Source organism: Mycolicibacillus trivialis (assembly GCF_002102395.1).
Classification (GTDB): domain Bacteria; phylum Actinomycetota; class Actinomycetes; order Mycobacteriales; family Mycobacteriaceae; genus Mycobacterium; species Mycobacterium triviale.
Window position 1 is genome coordinate 13984 of the sequence record NZ_LQPZ01000007.1, and the last position, 14834, is coordinate 28817.

General features: G+C 71.4%; 14 protein-coding genes. 7 read left to right on the forward strand and 7 right to left on the reverse strand.

Annotated elements, in window-relative coordinates:
• Positions 1-16 precede the first annotated feature (16 nt).
• Both AWC30_RS01275 and AWC30_RS01280 read right to left on the reverse strand, forming a co-directional pair.
• Positions 17-580: a DUF3558 domain-containing protein gene (locus AWC30_RS01275; RefSeq protein ID WP_085107761.1), complete on the reverse strand. Its 564-nt coding sequence runs from the start codon at positions 578-580 to the stop codon at positions 17-19.
• Entirely contained in the window at positions 577-1086 is a 510-nt protein-coding gene (locus AWC30_RS01280) for a DUF3558 domain-containing protein (RefSeq protein ID WP_085107830.1), read from the reverse strand. Before AWC30_RS01280 ends, AWC30_RS01275 begins: the two co-directional genes overlap by 4 nt.
• 151 nt (positions 1087-1237) lie before the next feature.
• On the opposite strand from AWC30_RS01280, the gene AWC30_RS01285 reads away from it, so the two are divergent.
• Both AWC30_RS01285 and AWC30_RS01290 read left to right on the forward strand, forming a co-directional pair.
• Positions 1238-2992: an ABC transporter ATP-binding protein gene (locus AWC30_RS01285; protein ID WP_085107763.1), complete on the forward strand. Its 1755-nt coding sequence runs from the start codon at positions 1238-1240 to the stop codon at positions 2990-2992.
• 17 nt (positions 2993-3009) lie between these two features.
• Entirely contained in the window at positions 3010-4884 is a 1875-nt protein-coding gene (locus AWC30_RS01290; RefSeq protein ID WP_085107832.1) for an ABC transporter ATP-binding protein, read from the forward strand.
• Between the two features lie 4 nt (positions 4885-4888).
• Here AWC30_RS01290 and AWC30_RS01295 read toward each other — a convergent pair whose 3' ends face one another.
• The 3 genes from AWC30_RS01295 to AWC30_RS01305 form a co-directional block, all read right to left on the reverse strand.
• Positions 4889-5896 (reverse strand): Acg family FMN-binding oxidoreductase, encoded by a 1008-nt coding sequence (locus AWC30_RS01295; RefSeq protein WP_234807890.1) that lies wholly within the window; start codon positions 5894-5896, stop codon positions 4889-4891.
• Between the two features lie 79 nt (positions 5897-5975).
• The gene (locus AWC30_RS01300) at positions 5976-7085 is read right to left on the reverse strand and encodes an adenylate/guanylate cyclase domain-containing protein (RefSeq protein ID WP_085107838.1); all 1110 of its coding nucleotides are present in this window, start codon (positions 7083-7085) and stop codon (positions 5976-5978) included.
• Positions 7086-7149: 64 nt separating this feature from the next.
• Positions 7150-8541 (reverse strand): amidase, encoded by a 1392-nt coding sequence (locus tag AWC30_RS01305; protein ID WP_085107766.1) that lies wholly within the window; start codon positions 8539-8541, stop codon positions 7150-7152.
• Positions 8542-8626: 85 nt separating this feature from the next.
• Between AWC30_RS01305 and AWC30_RS01310 the strand changes: the two genes are divergently transcribed.
• Both AWC30_RS01310 and AWC30_RS01315 read left to right on the forward strand, forming a co-directional pair.
• Entirely contained in the window at positions 8627-9064 is a 438-nt protein-coding gene (locus AWC30_RS01310) for an HIT family protein (protein WP_085107768.1), read from the forward strand.
• A gap of 14 nt (positions 9065-9078) precedes the next feature.
• Positions 9079-9522: a nitroreductase family deazaflavin-dependent oxidoreductase gene (locus tag AWC30_RS01315; protein ID WP_085107841.1), complete on the forward strand. Its 444-nt coding sequence runs from the start codon at positions 9079-9081 to the stop codon at positions 9520-9522.
• 131 nt (positions 9523-9653) lie between these two features.
• Here AWC30_RS01315 and AWC30_RS01320 read toward each other — a convergent pair whose 3' ends face one another.
• A complete protein-coding gene (locus tag AWC30_RS01320; protein WP_085107771.1) occupies positions 9654-10703 on the reverse strand; it encodes an LLM class flavin-dependent oxidoreductase in 1050 nt (349 codons plus the stop codon).
• 6 nt (positions 10704-10709) lie between these two features.
• Positions 10710-11546, reverse strand: a complete 837-nt coding sequence (locus AWC30_RS01325) for a uracil-DNA glycosylase (RefSeq protein ID WP_085107774.1) — start codon at positions 11544-11546, stop codon at positions 10710-10712.
• Between the two features lie 60 nt (positions 11547-11606).
• Here AWC30_RS01325 and AWC30_RS01330 point away from each other — a divergent pair, with 60 nt between their 5' ends.
• The 3 genes from AWC30_RS01330 to AWC30_RS01340 are packed head-to-tail and all read left to right on the forward strand — an operon-like array spanning position 11607 to position 14829.
• Positions 11607-12974 carry an FAD-binding oxidoreductase gene (locus tag AWC30_RS01330; protein ID WP_085107776.1) on the forward strand — a complete coding sequence of 456 codons (1368 nt, stop codon included), beginning with the start codon at positions 11607-11609 and terminating at the stop codon, positions 12972-12974.
• Positions 12975-13012: 38 nt separating this feature from the next.
• Positions 13013-14245, forward strand: a complete 1233-nt coding sequence (locus AWC30_RS01335; RefSeq protein WP_085107779.1) for a cytochrome P450 — start codon at positions 13013-13015, stop codon at positions 14243-14245.
• Complete coding sequence (locus tag AWC30_RS01340; protein ID WP_085107782.1) at positions 14245-14829, forward strand: TetR/AcrR family transcriptional regulator; 585 nt, start codon at positions 14245-14247, stop codon at positions 14827-14829. The genes AWC30_RS01335 and AWC30_RS01340 overlap by 1 nt, the downstream gene beginning before the upstream one ends.
• Positions 14830-14834: the final 5 nt, after the last annotated feature.

Genomic DNA, 14834 nt, shown 5'->3' on the forward strand with positions numbered 1-14834 from the left:
CCGCACCGGGGCCGGGTCAGTAGTTGCGGGCCAGGGTGAGCTGCATCAGCTTGATGGCCTGCTCACAGGCGTCCACCCCGGGCGTCTGCGGGTTGACCCACCAACCCACCGCGCCCTGCGCGTCGCTGGCCACCCCGCACGAGCCGTTGGGGTCACCGGGACGCATCACGATCGATTCGATGCCCTCGATGCGGCGTTCCTCGATCTGGTAGCCCAGGTCCTCGGCCACCTTGCGTTCGTTGTCCAGGCTGCCCTGCTCGAACCAGTACCGGGTGATGTCGACCAGCCCGGAGGCGCCGGCCGCCTGCCAGCGGCAGATCGCGCCGACGAAGGTGCCCTGGATGTCGAGCGGGTCGGCGTCGACGGTCTTGGCCAGGATGTCCTCGCCGAGGACGTCGCACTCCTTGAGCAGGTTGGGGAACTGCTGGCGGGAGTCGTCGTTGCGGGCCGAGTCGGTGATACCGGCCTTGACCGCGGTGCCGTCGACGGTGCGCGAGCATCCGGCCAGCACCGCCAGCACCACCACCAGCAGCACCGCCGCGCGCCGGCCGAACCGGATCGAGGTGACGCGCGCGCTCATCGGGCGTTCGCGATCGTCTGGCTGGTCAGCTCCGTGGCGACCTCGCACGGGTCCGGATAGGGCTCCTTGTCGAAACTGACCGACCATTCGATGAAGTCGTCGTCGAACTGGATGCCGATCTCACACAGTGAATCACCGAGCATCGGCATGCTGCCGATCGCGATGAAGCCGTCATAGCCGCCGATGGTGATGTCCTCGACGCTGCTCCGGGTCAGCTCCTCGGTTTTGCGTTCCCGCCCGATCGGGCTGCCCCGGTACCAGGAGAAGGAGAAGTGCGGCCCGATGATGCCGCCGTTGGCCAGCCATTGGCAGCCCACCGAGGTCTGCGCGGTGTTGACCAGGCCGCTCACCCTGGTCAGCTCGGCGATGGTCTCGTCGCTGATCCCCCCGCACTGCGGAAACATCGGGCCGTGGGTGGCCGGTTGCACGGTCGGTGAGGGGGGCAGCGTGGGGGCGGCGCCGTCACTGCCGGAGGAGGTGCAGCCGACGGCCAGCGGGAGCACCATCGCGGCCGTCGCGGCCCACAGAGTCGGGTTGAATCGCACCGTTACCCACACCTACCGCACATCACAGACTGCACTGTAGCCGCCAACCCGCGTGCTCTCAGCACACCACGCCTGACCAGGGAAAGCCGTCGCGGTATGCGACAGTTACCAGATGCTGCTGGCGTTGCTGCGCTGCCACATCCGGCCGTATCGCCGGCTGGTGGCGGCGCTGCTGGCGGTCCAGGCGGTCAGTGCGCTGGCCGCGCTGACGTTGCCGACGATCAACGCGGTGATCATCGACGACGGGATCGCCACCGGGGACACCGCCCTGATCGTCGAGTACGGCGGGCTGATGCTGGCCGTCACCGCGGTGCAGGTGGGGTGCGCGGTCGGTGCGGTCTATTTCGGCTCGAAGACCTCCACCGGTGTCGCGCGGGACCTGCGACTGGCGGTGTTCGACCGGGTCCTGGGATTCTCCGAGTCCGAGACGGCCCGCTTCGGTGCGCCGTCGCTGCTGACCCGCAGCACCAACGACATCCGCCAGATCCAGGTGCTGGTGCAGGTGATCTGCACGGTGCTGGTGACCGCGCCGATCATGAGCGTGGGCGGGATCGTCATGGCCCTGCGGCAGGACGTGGGACTGTCCTGGCTGCTGCTGGTCAGCGTCCCACTGCTGGCGGCGGTCAACGGTGCGATCGTGTCACGGATGTTGCCGACCTTCCGGCGCATGCAGGCCCTGATCGACGGCGTCAACCGGGTGCTGCGCGACCAGCTGGCGGGGATCCGCGTGGTGCGCGCGCTGGCGCGAGAGCCCGCCGAGCGGGACCGGTTCGGCCGCGCCAACCGGGCGCTGTCCGACGCCGCGTTGACCGCCGCCAACTGGCAGGCGCTGCTGTTGCCCGGCACCACGCTGGTGATCAACTGCTCGAGTGTCGCGCTGATCTGGTTCGGCGCGCAGCGCATCGACGGCGGGCATCTGCAGGTCGGATCGCTGGTGGCGTTTCTGGCCTATGTCACCCAGATCCTGATGGCGGTGGTGATGGCCACCATGGTGGTCTCGGTGCTGCCCCGCGCGTCGGTCTGCGCCGAGCGGATCGAGGAGGTGCTCTCCACCGGCACCGCGATCGCTCCCCCCGCCGCCCCGATCAGCCCGGCCGCGGGACTGCGCGGCGTGGTGCGGGTCGAGGCCGTCACGTTCGGCTACCCGGGCGCTGATCGTCCGGTGTTGCAGGACATCTCGTTCACCGCGTCGCCGGGCGAGGTGACCGCGATCGTCGGTAGCACCGGGTCGGGGAAGTCGACGCTGGTGTCGCTTCTCTGCCGGCTCCACGACGTCACCGGCGGTGCGGTCGTCGTCGACGGGGTCGATGTGCGTGATCACGACCTGGAGCGACTGTGGGCGGCGATCGGCTTGGTCCCCCAGCGTGGCTACCTGTTCTCCGGGACCGTCGCCGACAACCTGCGTCTCGGCGCGGTGCCGGACGACGACGTCGACGAGGAGCGGATGTGGGCGGCGCTGCGGGTCGCCGCGGCCGACGATTTCGTCGGCGCCCACCCCGACGGGCTGAGGATGGCGATCGCGCAGGGCGGGGCGAATCTCTCCGGCGGGCAACGGCAGCGGCTGGCGATCGCCCGCGCGGTGGTCCGCCGGCCACGGATCTACCTGTTCGACGATGCCTTCACCGCTCTGGACACCCGGACCGACGCCCGGGTCCGGCAGGCCCTGCGCACGGTGGCCGCCGACGCGACCGTCATCGTGGTCTCCCAGCGTGTCGCCACGGTGGCCGACGCCGATCAGATCCTCGTCGTCGACCACGGTGTGGTCGCCGCCGCAGGCACCCATGAGTCCCTGCTGCGGGAGAGCACGTTGTACGCCGAGTTGGCCGCATCCCAGTCGGTCGGCGTCGGGGTGGGAGGGCCGCGGTGACCTCGGCGCTGCGGCAGATGCTCGCCGCACCGCCCACCGCGTCGCGGGACGCCCGCGTGACCGCGCTGCGGGTGCTGCGCCGGCTGACCCCGCACCGCGGTCCGGCGACGATCGTGGTCGCGTTGTCGGTGGCGGGCATCGGCCTGGGGGTCGCAGGTCCGCGCATCCTGGGCCACGCCACCGACCTGTTGTTCAACGGGGTCATCGGCCGCGACCTGCCTGCGGGGTCGAGCAAAGCGCAGGCGATCGCCGCGGCGCGGGCCCGCGGGGACACCACGTTCGCCGATCTGCTCACCGGCATGGACGTGATCCCCGGGCGCGGTGTGGACTTCGGCGCCCTCGGACGCACACTGGCACTGGCATTGGCCGTGTATCTACTTGCCGCGCTGGCGGTCTGGTTACAGGCCCGAACACTCAACAAGGTCACCCAGCGCACGCTGATGGCGTTGCGCGCCGACGTCGAGGACAAGGTGCATCGGCTGCCGCTGGCGTACTTCGACGGCCGCCGCCGCGGCGAGCTGCTCAGCCGGGTCACCAACGACGTCGACAACGTCGCGACGACGCTGTCGATGACGCTCAACCAGCTGCTCAGTGCGCTGCTCACCGTGGTGGCGGTGCTGGCGATGATGGTGTCGATCTCGCCGCTGCTGGCCGCGATCACCGTGCTCGCGGTGCCGCTGTCGCTGCTGACGGTGCGCGCGATCACCCGCCGCTCGCAGCGGTTGTTCGTCGCGCAGTGGGCGGCGACCGGGCGGCTCAACGCGCACATCGAGGAGACCTACAGCGGTTTCACTCTGGTGCGCACCTACGGCCACCGGGACGGCGCCCTGCAACGTTTTCACCGGGAGAACGACGAGGTGTACCGGGCCGGGCTGGGCGCCCAGCTGTTCTCCGGGCTGATCTCGCCGGCCGCCGGCTTCATCGGCAACCTCTCCTACGTCGCGGTCGCAGTGGTCGGGGGTCTGCAGGTGGCCACCGGCCGGGTCACTCTGGGCAGCATCCAGGCGTTCATCGCCTACGTCCGCCAGTTCAACCAGCCGCTCACCCAGTTGGCCGGGCTGTACAACACGCTGCAGTCCGGGATCGCCAGCGCTGAAAGGGTGTTCGAGCTCCTCGATGAACCCGAGGAGGCCCCCGACCCACCGGCAGGGCGGCTGCCCGACAGCTCCGGGACACCGGGCCGGGTGGAGTTCGACGCGGTGCGCTTCGGCTACCGACCCGACCGTGTCGTCATCGACGACGTGTCGCTTCGGGTCGACGCCGGGACCACGGTCGCGATCGTCGGCCCGACCGGCGCCGGCAAGACGACGCTGGTCAACCTGCTGATGCGGTTCTACGACGTCGACGGCGGCCGGATCCTGCTCGACGGTGTCGACATCACCGCGCTGCCCCGGAGCGAACTGCGGTCCCGGATCGGCATGGTGTTGCAGGACACCTGGCTGTTCGACGGGACCATCGCGGAGAACATCGCCTACGGTCGCCCCGGCGCCACCGAGGCGGACGTGGTCGCCGCGGCCCGAGCCGCCCGCGTCGACGCGTTCGTGCGCTCACTGCCCGACGGCTACGCCACCCGGGTGCGCAACGACGGCGGCACGATCAGCGCCGGGGAGAAACAGCTGATCACGATCGCACGCACCATCCTGGCCGACCCGCCGCTGCTGGTCCTGGACGAGGCGACCAGCTCCGTCGACAGCAGAACCGAGTTGCTGATCCAGCGCGCCCTGACCGAATTGCGCCGGGACCGCACCGGTTTCGTGATCGCCCACCGGCTCTCCACGATCCGCGACGCCGACCTCATCGTGGTGCTGGAGGCGGGTCGCATCGTCGAACGGGGCACCCACACCGAGTTGATGGCGCACCGCGGCGCCTATTACCGGATGAGCAGGCCCTGACCGGTCACGCCTCCAGGCGCAGCACCTCGCTGACCGGATGCCGCGGGGTCGGCGGCGGGGTCGCCTCGATCTGCGGCGCCACCCCGATCCGCACCAGCACCTGCGGCAGGTGTTCACCGCCGATGAGGGACCGCACCATCTCTCGGCTGGTCGGCACCTCGGTGAGGTGGGTCAGCGGACAGGTCGCCAGGCCCAGCCGGGTGCAGGCCAGCAGCACCGCCGAGAGCGCCTCTCCGCATGCCAGCGCCTCGGCGCGACTGTCCCCCGCGGTGGACAGCACCACGATCGCCGCGCGGTCCTCGGTGATGTCACTGCGCCGGTTCCCGGCGCGGGTGACCGGAAAGTTCCGGCCGACGTCGACCCGATCGCTTTCAGCCGCCGACACCAGCGAGCTCTGCGGGATCCCGTCGGCGACGTCGAACGGCGCGGTCCACCAGTCGAGTTCGGCGTGGTAGTCCCGGTCGTAGAGCCGCACCCACTCACTGAGTTGGGAGGCTTCGGCGACGTTGGGCCGGGCGTCCTCGGCGAGCACATCGACGCGGACCGATTCGGTGCCTGCGGCGTCGAACAGCATCGACTCGACCAGCGGCCAATTCGGTGGCGCCGCGAACGGTAGCCGGTCGGTGCGCCGCAACAGGATCGCGTCGGCTGTGCGACGCGCCTCATCGTCGACCGTGTCGGCTGCGGCGAAGGTGACGCTGGCCAGATGATGCGGGTTGTTCGGGTTGGGGAACCGCTGGACCACGGCGCGCCATCCCGCCGACGCCAACGCCACGCGCAGATGATCCAGTGCCGCACCGCACGACATCAGCGCCTCGCGGCCGGTCTCGTCGGTGTAGACGGCCCGGCTGGGGTCGAGGAACAGGTGCAGCCCGGCGTGGTCGCGCACCCATTTCCAGGGCTGGCTGTTGTGCAGGGACGGGGCGCGGCAGGCCAGCGCCACCGCGTCCTGGATGATCTCGTTGTCCAACAGCGCCGCTGACGCGGCCGGGGTTTGCGACGTTGATGTCACGCTCGACCTCCCTTGTCCCCTCCAGGTTGGCCCAGCGTGACCCGGTAGACCAGGGTCCTTCGGCCCTGATCACCCGAGCTCAGCTCAACCGCTCGGCGCGACGGACCCGGAACAGCTTGACCTCACCGCTGATCCCCTTGAGCCGGCGCGCCCCGGCGAACGACCACCGGAATCCGGATCCGGTTTCCGCGCCGACGGCGTCCTGCACCGTGTCGCTGACCAGCACCGCGCCCGGACGCGCCACCCCGGTCACCCGGCTGGCCAGGTTGACCGGGGCGCCGAACCAGTCCCCCGCCCGGCTGACCGCCGGGCCGGTCGCCGCACCGGCCCGCAGCCGCAGGAAATCATCGGCGCCGTCGGCCAGTTCCACCAGCCGCAGCAACGCGTCCAGCAGCGGCTCCGGGTGCGGGCAGACCAACATGACGGCGTCGCCGATGGTCTTGACGAACCGAACCGGCGGCACCGCGACCTCACGGCCGAGCCCGGCCAGCCGGTTGGCCAGGTGCTCGAGGTCCTCCGGCGGCACCTCCTCGCCGAACCGGGTGAACCCGACCAGGTCGGCGAAGGCGACCGTGACCTCCCGGGCGCCGGGCAGCGCCGAACCCGCGGACCGTTCGCTGGCGCTGACGGCCTCGGTCTCCATCATGTGGCGCAGCTGCACCAGCAGGATGTCCTCGACCAGCGGACCCAGCAGCGGCACGATCCGGCTGACCAGGGCCTGGGAGCGCTGAGCGATCTCCAGTTCGGTCGCACCCGGTTCGAGCACCGCCGCCAGGGCGGTGTAGCGCATCACCTCCGCGGTGTTGGCCAGCCCGTCGGCGAGCACCCGCGCCACCGCGACCAGGTTGTCCGGGTCCAGGCCGAGGTCGAGGAATTCCTTGATCCGGGCGGCGGCCTCGGCGTCGGCGCGCATGTGCACCGCGGCGTCGGGGTCATCGACCCCGGCCAGGCCGACCGCGCGCTGCAGACGCTGCAACAGGTCCAGGTCCAGCCCGTACCGGGTGGCGGTCTCGCGCGCCGAGACGTAGACACCGTCGTCACCGACCACCCGCCGGGTCGCCAACAGGAACGGTGGCGTGCCGGTGGCACCGATCTCCTCGATCGTGACCCCCTGCTCGAGCAGCCAGTCGATCAACTCGGCGCGTTCGGCGCGGGCGGCGCCCTCGAGGCCGTCGAGCAGTTCCGTCATCCGGGGGTCGGTCACCTCGTCAACGTAGGCGAGCAGGTGCGCGCCTGTCGACGGGTCCGGCCGGTCAGGCGCCTGCGGGCCGGCGCTGCGCCCAGGGGTGCGCGGCCTCGATCTGCGCGCTGAGCGCCAGCAGGGTGGCCTCGTCGTCCGGGCGCCCGACGAGCTGGATCGACACCGGCAGCCCGTCGCGGTCGAGTCCCCACGGCACCACCGCGGCCGGTTGGCCGGTGAGGTTCCACACCGGCTGGTAAGGGACCCGCTGCCCGACCAGCAGCAGGGTGCTCACCGCGCCGCGGCGCTGGTAGGCGCCGATACGCGGCGGCCCGGTCGCCGTACCCGGGGTGACCACCACGTCCACGTCGTGGAAGATCGCCTGGATCCGCGCGGCCACGGCCGCTTCCCGATCCCGTATCGCCCGGATCCGCCGGTCGGAGAACAGCCCGCCGAGGCGGGTCAGGGCCCGGCTGCGTCGCTCGAGTTGCTCGGGGTGGGGCAGCAGGCGCGCATCGTCGTGGATGCCGCGCAGGTAGCGGGGCAGGTAGTCGCTGATCGTCACCGCGGCCGGGTAGTCCGGGTCAGCGTGCGCGACGTGGTGGCCGAGTTCGGCCAGCAGGGCACCGGCCTCGGTGAGGGCACCGCGCTGGGCGGGGCCGGGGCGCGCGACCAGTGGCGGCGGGACCTTGGTGCTCAGTGCGATGCGCAACCGGCCCGGATCGCGGCGGGCGGCGGTGCTGAACTCCGCGGCCGCGGTCCGGCCGGTCGCGGTCACGTCGAGGAACAGTGCGGCGTCGGCGACCGTACGGGTCATCGGCCCGTTCACGTCCAGACCCTGCCAGGAGTCGTCGTGCGGGGCCAGCGGAACCCGGTCACGTTGCGGTTTGATCCCGAACAGGCCGCACCACGTCGACGGGATCCGGATCGAGCCGCCGCCGTCGGACCCCACGGCCAGCGGGGCGAGGCCGGCGGCGACTGCGGCGCCGCTGCCGCCGCTGCTCCCGCCGGGGCTGCGACCCAGATCCCACGGGTTGCGGGTGGCGCCGAAGGTCAGCGACTCGGTGAACGGGTGGGCCATCAACTCCGGCACCGCGGTCTTGCCGATGATGACCGCACCCGCGTCGCGCAGCAGTCGCACCACCTGCGCGTCTTCGGCGACCGCGGGCCCGTGTGCGCTGGTGCCGAACGTGGTGGTCTCGCCGGCGACGTCGATGTTGTCCTTGATCGCGACCGGGACCCCCAGCAGCGGCAGGCGTTCGCCGGCGTCGATGCGGGCCTGGGCGGCGGCCGCCTCGTTGCGGGCGGTCTCGGTGAGCACCACCCGGTAGGCACGCAACTGCGGGTCGAGGCGGGCGATGCGCTCCAGGTAGAGCTCCAGCAGCGCCGGCGCGGTGATGCGTCCCGCCGCCAGCAGGTGTGCCTGTTCCGTCGCGCCCGCGAAGGCGAGATCCACCGCGTCCATGCCCCCTAGGGTAGGGCCGCCCTCCTCCGCGGGCCGCCGCCGCGAGCCGAGGCGTTGCGCGCGGCGGGTGCGCTAGCGTTCCGGTATGTCTTGCGTGTTCTGCGCCGTCGCCGCCGGCGCGGCCCCCGCCGTCCGGATCCATGAGGACGACGAGTTTCTTGCGATCCTCGACATCCGGCCGTTCACCCGCGGCCACACCCTGGTGATCCCGAAGGCGCACACGGTGGACCTGACCGACACCCCACCGGAGACCTTGGCCGGGATGGTCACCCTCGGACAGCGGATCGCCCGGGCCGCGCGGGTCTCCGGGCTGCACGCCGACGGCAACAACCTCGCGATCAACGACGGCCGGGCGGCGTTCCAGAGCGTTTTCCACATCCACCTGCACGTGGTGCCGCGCCGCAGCGGCGACCGGTTGGCCTTCGTCAAGGGGATGCTGGTGCGCCGCGATCCGGATCGCGAACAGAGTGGGCGGATTCTGCGGGCAGCGCTGGCGGAGCAGGACACCGGTCGGCCAGACTGACGGTCATGGGTCTCATGCAGCGGTTCGAAAGTGTCGTCGTCCCCGCGTTGCTGCGGGTGCACAACGCCGTTTACATCCGGTCCGGTGGCCGGGTGGGCCACCGCTTGTTTCCCGGTGTGGCACCGAATTTGTTGCTGCACACCACCGGGGCCCGCACCGGCAAGCGGCGCACCACATCGCTGTCCTACGCGCGCGACGGGGCGAACTATCTGATCGTGGCGTCCAAGGGCGGCGACCCCAGGGCGCCGGGCTGGTACCACAACCTGCGGGCCGATCCCGAGGTCGAGATCAACGTCGGCCCGCGGCGTTTCCCGGTCACCGCCACCCCGGTGTTGCCCGACGATCCCGCCTATCCGCGACTGTGGCGGATCGTCAACGACAACAACGGCGACCGCTACATCGACTATCAGCGCCGGACGTCGCGGCCGATCCCGGTGGTGGTGTTGTCCCCGCGGTGACGCCCGCGCTCCGCGGATCGCTTACCGGCGCGCCGAGCGTGTCGTGAGTGCGAAACCGACGCCGCCGGATTCTCGCAGTGGATGCACGCTCGGTGCGTAACGGTTGGCGCAACGTCGTTGGCGCAAGGGCGTTACAGCAACTCCTTGGCGAGCAACTCCAGGGTCGATTCGCGGCCCGGGCTGGTGTCCGGGTCGGTGCCGCGCCGCACCGAGGCGACCGGGTTGATCATCACCTCGTCGACGTCGAACTCGGCGGCCAGCGACCGCACCTGATCGGCCGCCTCGGCGGGCGTGCCGACCACCGCGCGGGCCAGCCCGCTGGCCACCAGCTTCTGCTGGGCCTCGTTGAGTGTCGCCTGCCTGGCCTCTTCGACCAGTTCCAGCGCACCCAGCGGTTCGCCGGTGCGCAGCCGCGCCATCATGTTGAGGTTGGGCAGCATGAGTTCTTCGGCCTCGCTCCGGGTGGCCGCCACCGACGCGTTGACGGTCAGGAAGGTGACCGGCTCGGCGGCCAGCTCGCTGGGCTGGAATTCGTTGCGGTAGACCTGCAGTGCCTCGGCGGTGCCGCGGCCGGAGAAGTGGTGGGCGAAGACGTAGGGCAGGCCCTTGGCTGCGGCGAGGTGCGCCGAATACAGCGAGGAGCCGAGCAGCCACAGCCGTGGCTCGCCGACCGCCTCGGGGGTGGCGTGCAACGTGTAGTCGCGGCCCGGGACGGCCACCCGGACCCCGTGTCTGCTCATCATCGCCCGGACGTGGTCGAGGTAGTCCGGGAAATTCTCGACGTCCTGGTGCAGCGCCGCGCTGTCCCGTCCGCTCCAGCCACGCAGCGCCATCGAGGTCACCGGGTCCGATCCGGGGGCCCGGCCGATGCCCAGGTCGATCCGGCCGGGCGCGGCCGCCTCCAGCAGCGCGAACTGTTCGGCCACCGCCAGCGGAGCATGGTTGGGCAGCATCACCCCGCCGGACCCGAGCCGCAGCCGGTCGGTCTGGGCGGCCAGGTAGGCCAGGACGACCGGCGGGCTGGTGGCCGCCACCGACGGCATGTTGTGGTGCTCGGCGACCCAGTAGCGGGTGTAGCCCAGCCGGTCGGCGGTCTGCGCCAGGCGCACCGTGGCCGCCAACGAGTCGGCGGTGGTCTGGTCGGAACGGACCGGGATCAGGTCGAGAACAGAGAGACGCACGGGTTCCTACAACGCCTTTCCTCTCCGGGCACTTCCCGCCAGCTCGGCGGCCCGGGTCAAGATGTCGTCGAGCATCGCCGGGGTCAGCCGCCCGGTGAACATGTTCTGTTGGCTGGGATGGAAACAGCCCAGCAGGTGCACACCGCTCGCCAGCTCGACGGTGGCGCCGTGGCCGAACCGCGGCTTCGGTTTGACGGTCAGCGCGTCTCCGACCATACGCAGCGCGACCTGCCAGGCGAACCCGCCCAGCGCCACGATCACCGGCGCATGGGGGGACAGCAGCCGCCATTCGGCGTCCAGCCACGGTGCGCACGTGGAGCGTTCGACCGTGGTGGGGGCGTTGCCCGGCGGGGCGCAGTGCACCGGCGCCACGATCCGGACCTGGTCGGTGTGCAGGCCGTCGGCGGCGTCGACGCTGGTCGGCTGGCTCACCAGGCCCGCGCGGTGCAGCGCCGCGTAGAGCTGGTCGCCGGAGCGGTCGCCGGTGAACATCCGGCCGGTCCGGTTGGCACCGTGCGCCGCCGGAGCCAGACCCAGCACCACGATCCGCGGCCGGCGCGCCCCCCAACTGGGCACCGGGCGGCCCCAGTACGGCTGGTCGGCGAACGCCCGGCGCTTCTCCACCGCCACCGTCTCGCGCCACTCCACCAGCCGGGGACAGGCCCGACAGACGCTGACCGCGGCGTCAAGATCGTCGATGGTCGCGGCGGCGGCGGCCAGCTCCACGACCGTCGCGGCGTCGCCGGCCACCGGGGTGCCGGCGTCGGCGGGGTCGCCGGGCCAGCCCGTGCCGGGCGGGACCGGGGAGTCGAACGGCCGGCCGGTGCGAGGATGCGGAAGCACACCACCATCGTGCCCGTCGCGGTCGGGTACGGGCGATCCGGCCGCCGTACGATCGGGGCCATGAGCGCTGACGTGCTGACCGATTTGGTGGCGTCGCTGCCCGAGCGGATGGTCGTGACCGATCCGGCGATCCTGGCCGGCTACCGCCAGGACCGGGCCGCCGACCCGTCGGCGGGGATGCCGCTGGCGGTGGTGCGCCCACAGCGCACCGAGGAAGTGCAGATTGTGCTGCGGTGGGCGGCCGCCCACACGATCCCGGTGGTCACCCGCGGGGCGGGCACCGGGCTTTCCGGCGGGGCCACCGCACTGGACGGCGGGATCGTGCTGTCGACCGAGAAGATGCGGGAGATCACGATCGATCCGGTCACCCGGGTCGCGGTGTGCCAGCCGGGGCTGTTCAACGCCGAGGTCAAGCAGGCCGCCGCCGAACACGGGCTGTGGTATCCGCCGGACCCGTCGTCGTTCGAGATCTGCAGCATCGGCGGCAACATCGCCACCAACGCCGGTGGCCTGTGCTGCGTCAAGTACGGCGTCACCACCGACTACGTGCTCGGTCTGCAGGTCGTGCTCGCCGACGGAACCGCGGTGCGGCTCGGGGGTCCGCGGCTGAAGGACGTCGCCGGGTTGTCGCTGACCAAGTTGTTCGTCGGCAGCGAAGGGACCCTCGGTGTCATCACCGAGGTGACGTTGCGGTTGTTGCCCGCCCAGCACCCGGCCAGCGTCGTGGTCGCGACGTTCGCCTCCGTGCAGGCGGCCGCCGAGGCCGTGCTCGGGATCACCGCGAAGATCCGCCCGTCGATGCTGGAGTTCATGGACGCCGCGGCGATCAACGCCGTCGAGGACAAGCTTCGGATGGGCCTGGACCGCGACGCCGCGGCGCTGGTGCTCGGCGGCTCCGACGAGCGGGGCTCCTCGGCCGCCGACGACATCGCGCTGATGGCGGAGGTCTTCGACGCGCACGGCGCCAAGGAGGTGTTCTCCACCGACGACCCCGACGAGGGCGAGGCGTTCGTGGCCGCCCGCCGGTTCTGCATCCCGGCCGTGGAGGCGACCGGTTCCCTGCTGCTCGAGGACGTCGGCGTGCCGGTGCCGGCGCTGGCGGATCTGGTCACCGGCATCGAGCGGATCGCCGCGGACAACGAGGTCACCATCTCGGTGATCGCCCACGCCGGCGACGGCAACACCCACCCGCTGATCGTCTACGACCCCGCCGACCCGGAGAACACCCGGCGCGCGCAGGTCGCTTACGGCCAGATCATGGACCTGGCGATCGAGTTGGGCGGGACCATCACCGGTGAACACGGCGTCGGGCGGTTGAAGCAGCCGTGGCTGGCCGATCAGATCGGCGCGGACGCGGTGGCGTTGAACCACCGCATCAAGCGGGCGCTGGACCCGGAGGGGATCCTCAATCCCGGCGCCGCGATCTGATCATTGACATTTCACCGCTATCGTCGTATTCATAAGACATGACAGCAGGTTTGTCTCACAGCCTTCCGCCGGCCTTCCAACTCTTCGACGCCGACACCTGGGCCGACCCGTGGCCGGCTTACCGCGCCCTGCGCGACCACGACCCGGTCCACCACGTGGTCCCCGCCGACCGGCCCGACCACGACTACTACGTCCTCGCCCGGCACCACGACGTCTGGGAGGCCGCCCGCGACCACGAGACGTTCTCCTCCGCGCAGGGCCTGACCGTCACCTACGGCGACATGGCGATGATCGGCCTGCAGGACAACCCGCCGATGGTGATGCAGGACCCGCCGGGGCACACCCGGTTCCGCAAACTGGTCGCCCGCGGATTCACCCCGGCCCGGGTGGAGGCCCTCGAACCGCAGGTGCGCGAGTTCGTCGTCGAACGCATCGAGCGGTTGCGCGACGCCGGTGGCGGCGACATCGTCGCCGAGTTGTTCAAGCCGCTGCCGTCGATGGTGGTCGCACACTTCCTCGGCGTCCCGGAACAGGACCGCGACCGGTTCGACCGGTGGACCGAGGCGATCGTCGCCGCCAACACCACCGCCGGCGGCGTCGCCACCGCGACCGATGCGCTCGGCGAGATGATGGGCTACTTCACCGAACTGATCCAGCGGCGTCGCACCGACCTGGGCGAGGACACCGTCTCGCACCTGATCGCCGGAGGGGTCGGCGCTGAAGCCGACGACGCCGCCGGGGTGTTCGCGATCCTGGCGTTCGCCTTCACGATGGTCACCGGCGGCAACGACACCACCACCGGGATGCTGGGCGGATCGGTGCAACTGCTGCACCGCCACCCCGACCAGCGAAAGCTGTTGGTGGACAACCCCGCCGCGATCCGCGATGCCGTCGAAGAACTGTTGCGTCTCACCTCACCGGTGCAGGGCCTGTGCCGCACCGCCACCCGCGACGTCACGATCGAGGGCACCACGATCCCGGCGGGCCGCAAGGTGTTGCTGCTGTACGGCTCGGCCAACCGCGACCAGCGGCGATTCGGCCCCGACGCCGAGGACCTCGACGTGCAGCGCCGGCCCACCCAGATCCTCAGCTTCGGATACGGTGCCCACCACTGCATCGGCAACCAGGCGGCGCGCATGCAGTCCCGGGTCGCGCTGGAGGAACTGCTGTCCCGCTGCCCGGAATTCAGCGTCGACGAAGCCGGCATCCGCTGGGCCGGTGGCAGCTATGTGCGCCGGCCGCTGACGGTGCCGTTCACCGCGGGCCCGTGATGGCGCGCCGCGACTGGCTGGCCGAGCGCCGCAGCGCGGTGGCCGCCGAACGCATTCTCGATGCGGCCGGTGACCTGTTCACCGAGCACGAGCCCAGCTCGATCGGCATGGCCGAAATCGCTCGGGCCGCGGGCTGTTCCCGCGCGACGCTCTACCGCTACTTCGAAAGCCGCGAGGCACTGCACCGCGCCTATGTGCACCGGGAGGCCCGTGCGGTGAACCGCACGCTCGGCGACCGGCTCGCCGGGATCGACGACCCGCGCACGCGGCTGGTCACCGGGATCACGGCGGCCATCGCGACCGTGCGCGACAACCCCGCACTCGCCGCGTGGTTCGGTCGGACCGACCCGCTCGGCGGTGAACTGGCCGACCGCTCGGAGGTGATCACCGAGTTGGTCGCGGCGTTCCTCGACGGCCTCGACGCCGTCGATCCGGAGTCCGCGCGGCGCCGCGCCCGCTGGGTGGTGCGGGTGATGACCTCCCTGCTGGTGTTCCCCGGCCGCGACGACGCCGAGGAGACCGCACTGATCGAGGAGTTCGTGGCGCCGGTGGTGCTGCCGGCCGCGGCCCGCGACGCCGGCTGACACCG

What these genes read in the sequence shown, in the direction of transcription:
- AWC30_RS01275 (WP_085107761.1), bottom strand. Translation starts at nt 580, where the DNA reads ATGAGCGCGCGCGTCACCTCGATCCGGTTCGGCCGGCGCGCGGCGGTG.
- AWC30_RS01280 (WP_085107830.1), bottom strand. Translation starts at nt 1,086, where the DNA reads ATGGTGCTCCCGCTGGCCGTCGGCTGCACCTCCTCCGGCAGTGACGGC.
- AWC30_RS01285 (WP_085107763.1), top strand. Translation starts at nt 1,238, where the DNA reads ATGCTGCTGGCGTTGCTGCGCTGCCACATCCGGCCGTATCGCCGGCTG.
- AWC30_RS01290 (WP_085107832.1), top strand. Translation starts at nt 3,010, where the DNA reads ATGCTCGCCGCACCGCCCACCGCGTCGCGGGACGCCCGCGTGACCGCG.
- AWC30_RS01300 (WP_085107838.1), bottom strand. Translation starts at nt 7,085, where the DNA reads ATGACGGAACTGCTCGACGGCCTCGAGGGCGCCGCCCGCGCCGAACGC.
- AWC30_RS01305 (WP_085107766.1), bottom strand. Translation starts at nt 8,541, where the DNA reads ATGGACGCGGTGGATCTCGCCTTCGCGGGCGCGACGGAACAGGCACAC.
- AWC30_RS01310 (WP_085107768.1), top strand. Translation starts at nt 8,627, where the DNA reads ATGTCTTGCGTGTTCTGCGCCGTCGCCGCCGGCGCGGCCCCCGCCGTC.
- AWC30_RS01315 (WP_085107841.1), top strand. Translation starts at nt 9,079, where the DNA reads ATGCAGCGGTTCGAAAGTGTCGTCGTCCCCGCGTTGCTGCGGGTGCAC.
- AWC30_RS01330 (WP_085107776.1), top strand. Translation starts at nt 11,607, where the DNA reads ATGAGCGCTGACGTGCTGACCGATTTGGTGGCGTCGCTGCCCGAGCGG.
- AWC30_RS01335 (WP_085107779.1), top strand. Translation starts at nt 13,013, where the DNA reads ATGACAGCAGGTTTGTCTCACAGCCTTCCGCCGGCCTTCCAACTCTTC.
- AWC30_RS01340 (WP_085107782.1), top strand. Translation starts at nt 14,245, where the DNA reads ATGGCGCGCCGCGACTGGCTGGCCGAGCGCCGCAGCGCGGTGGCCGCC.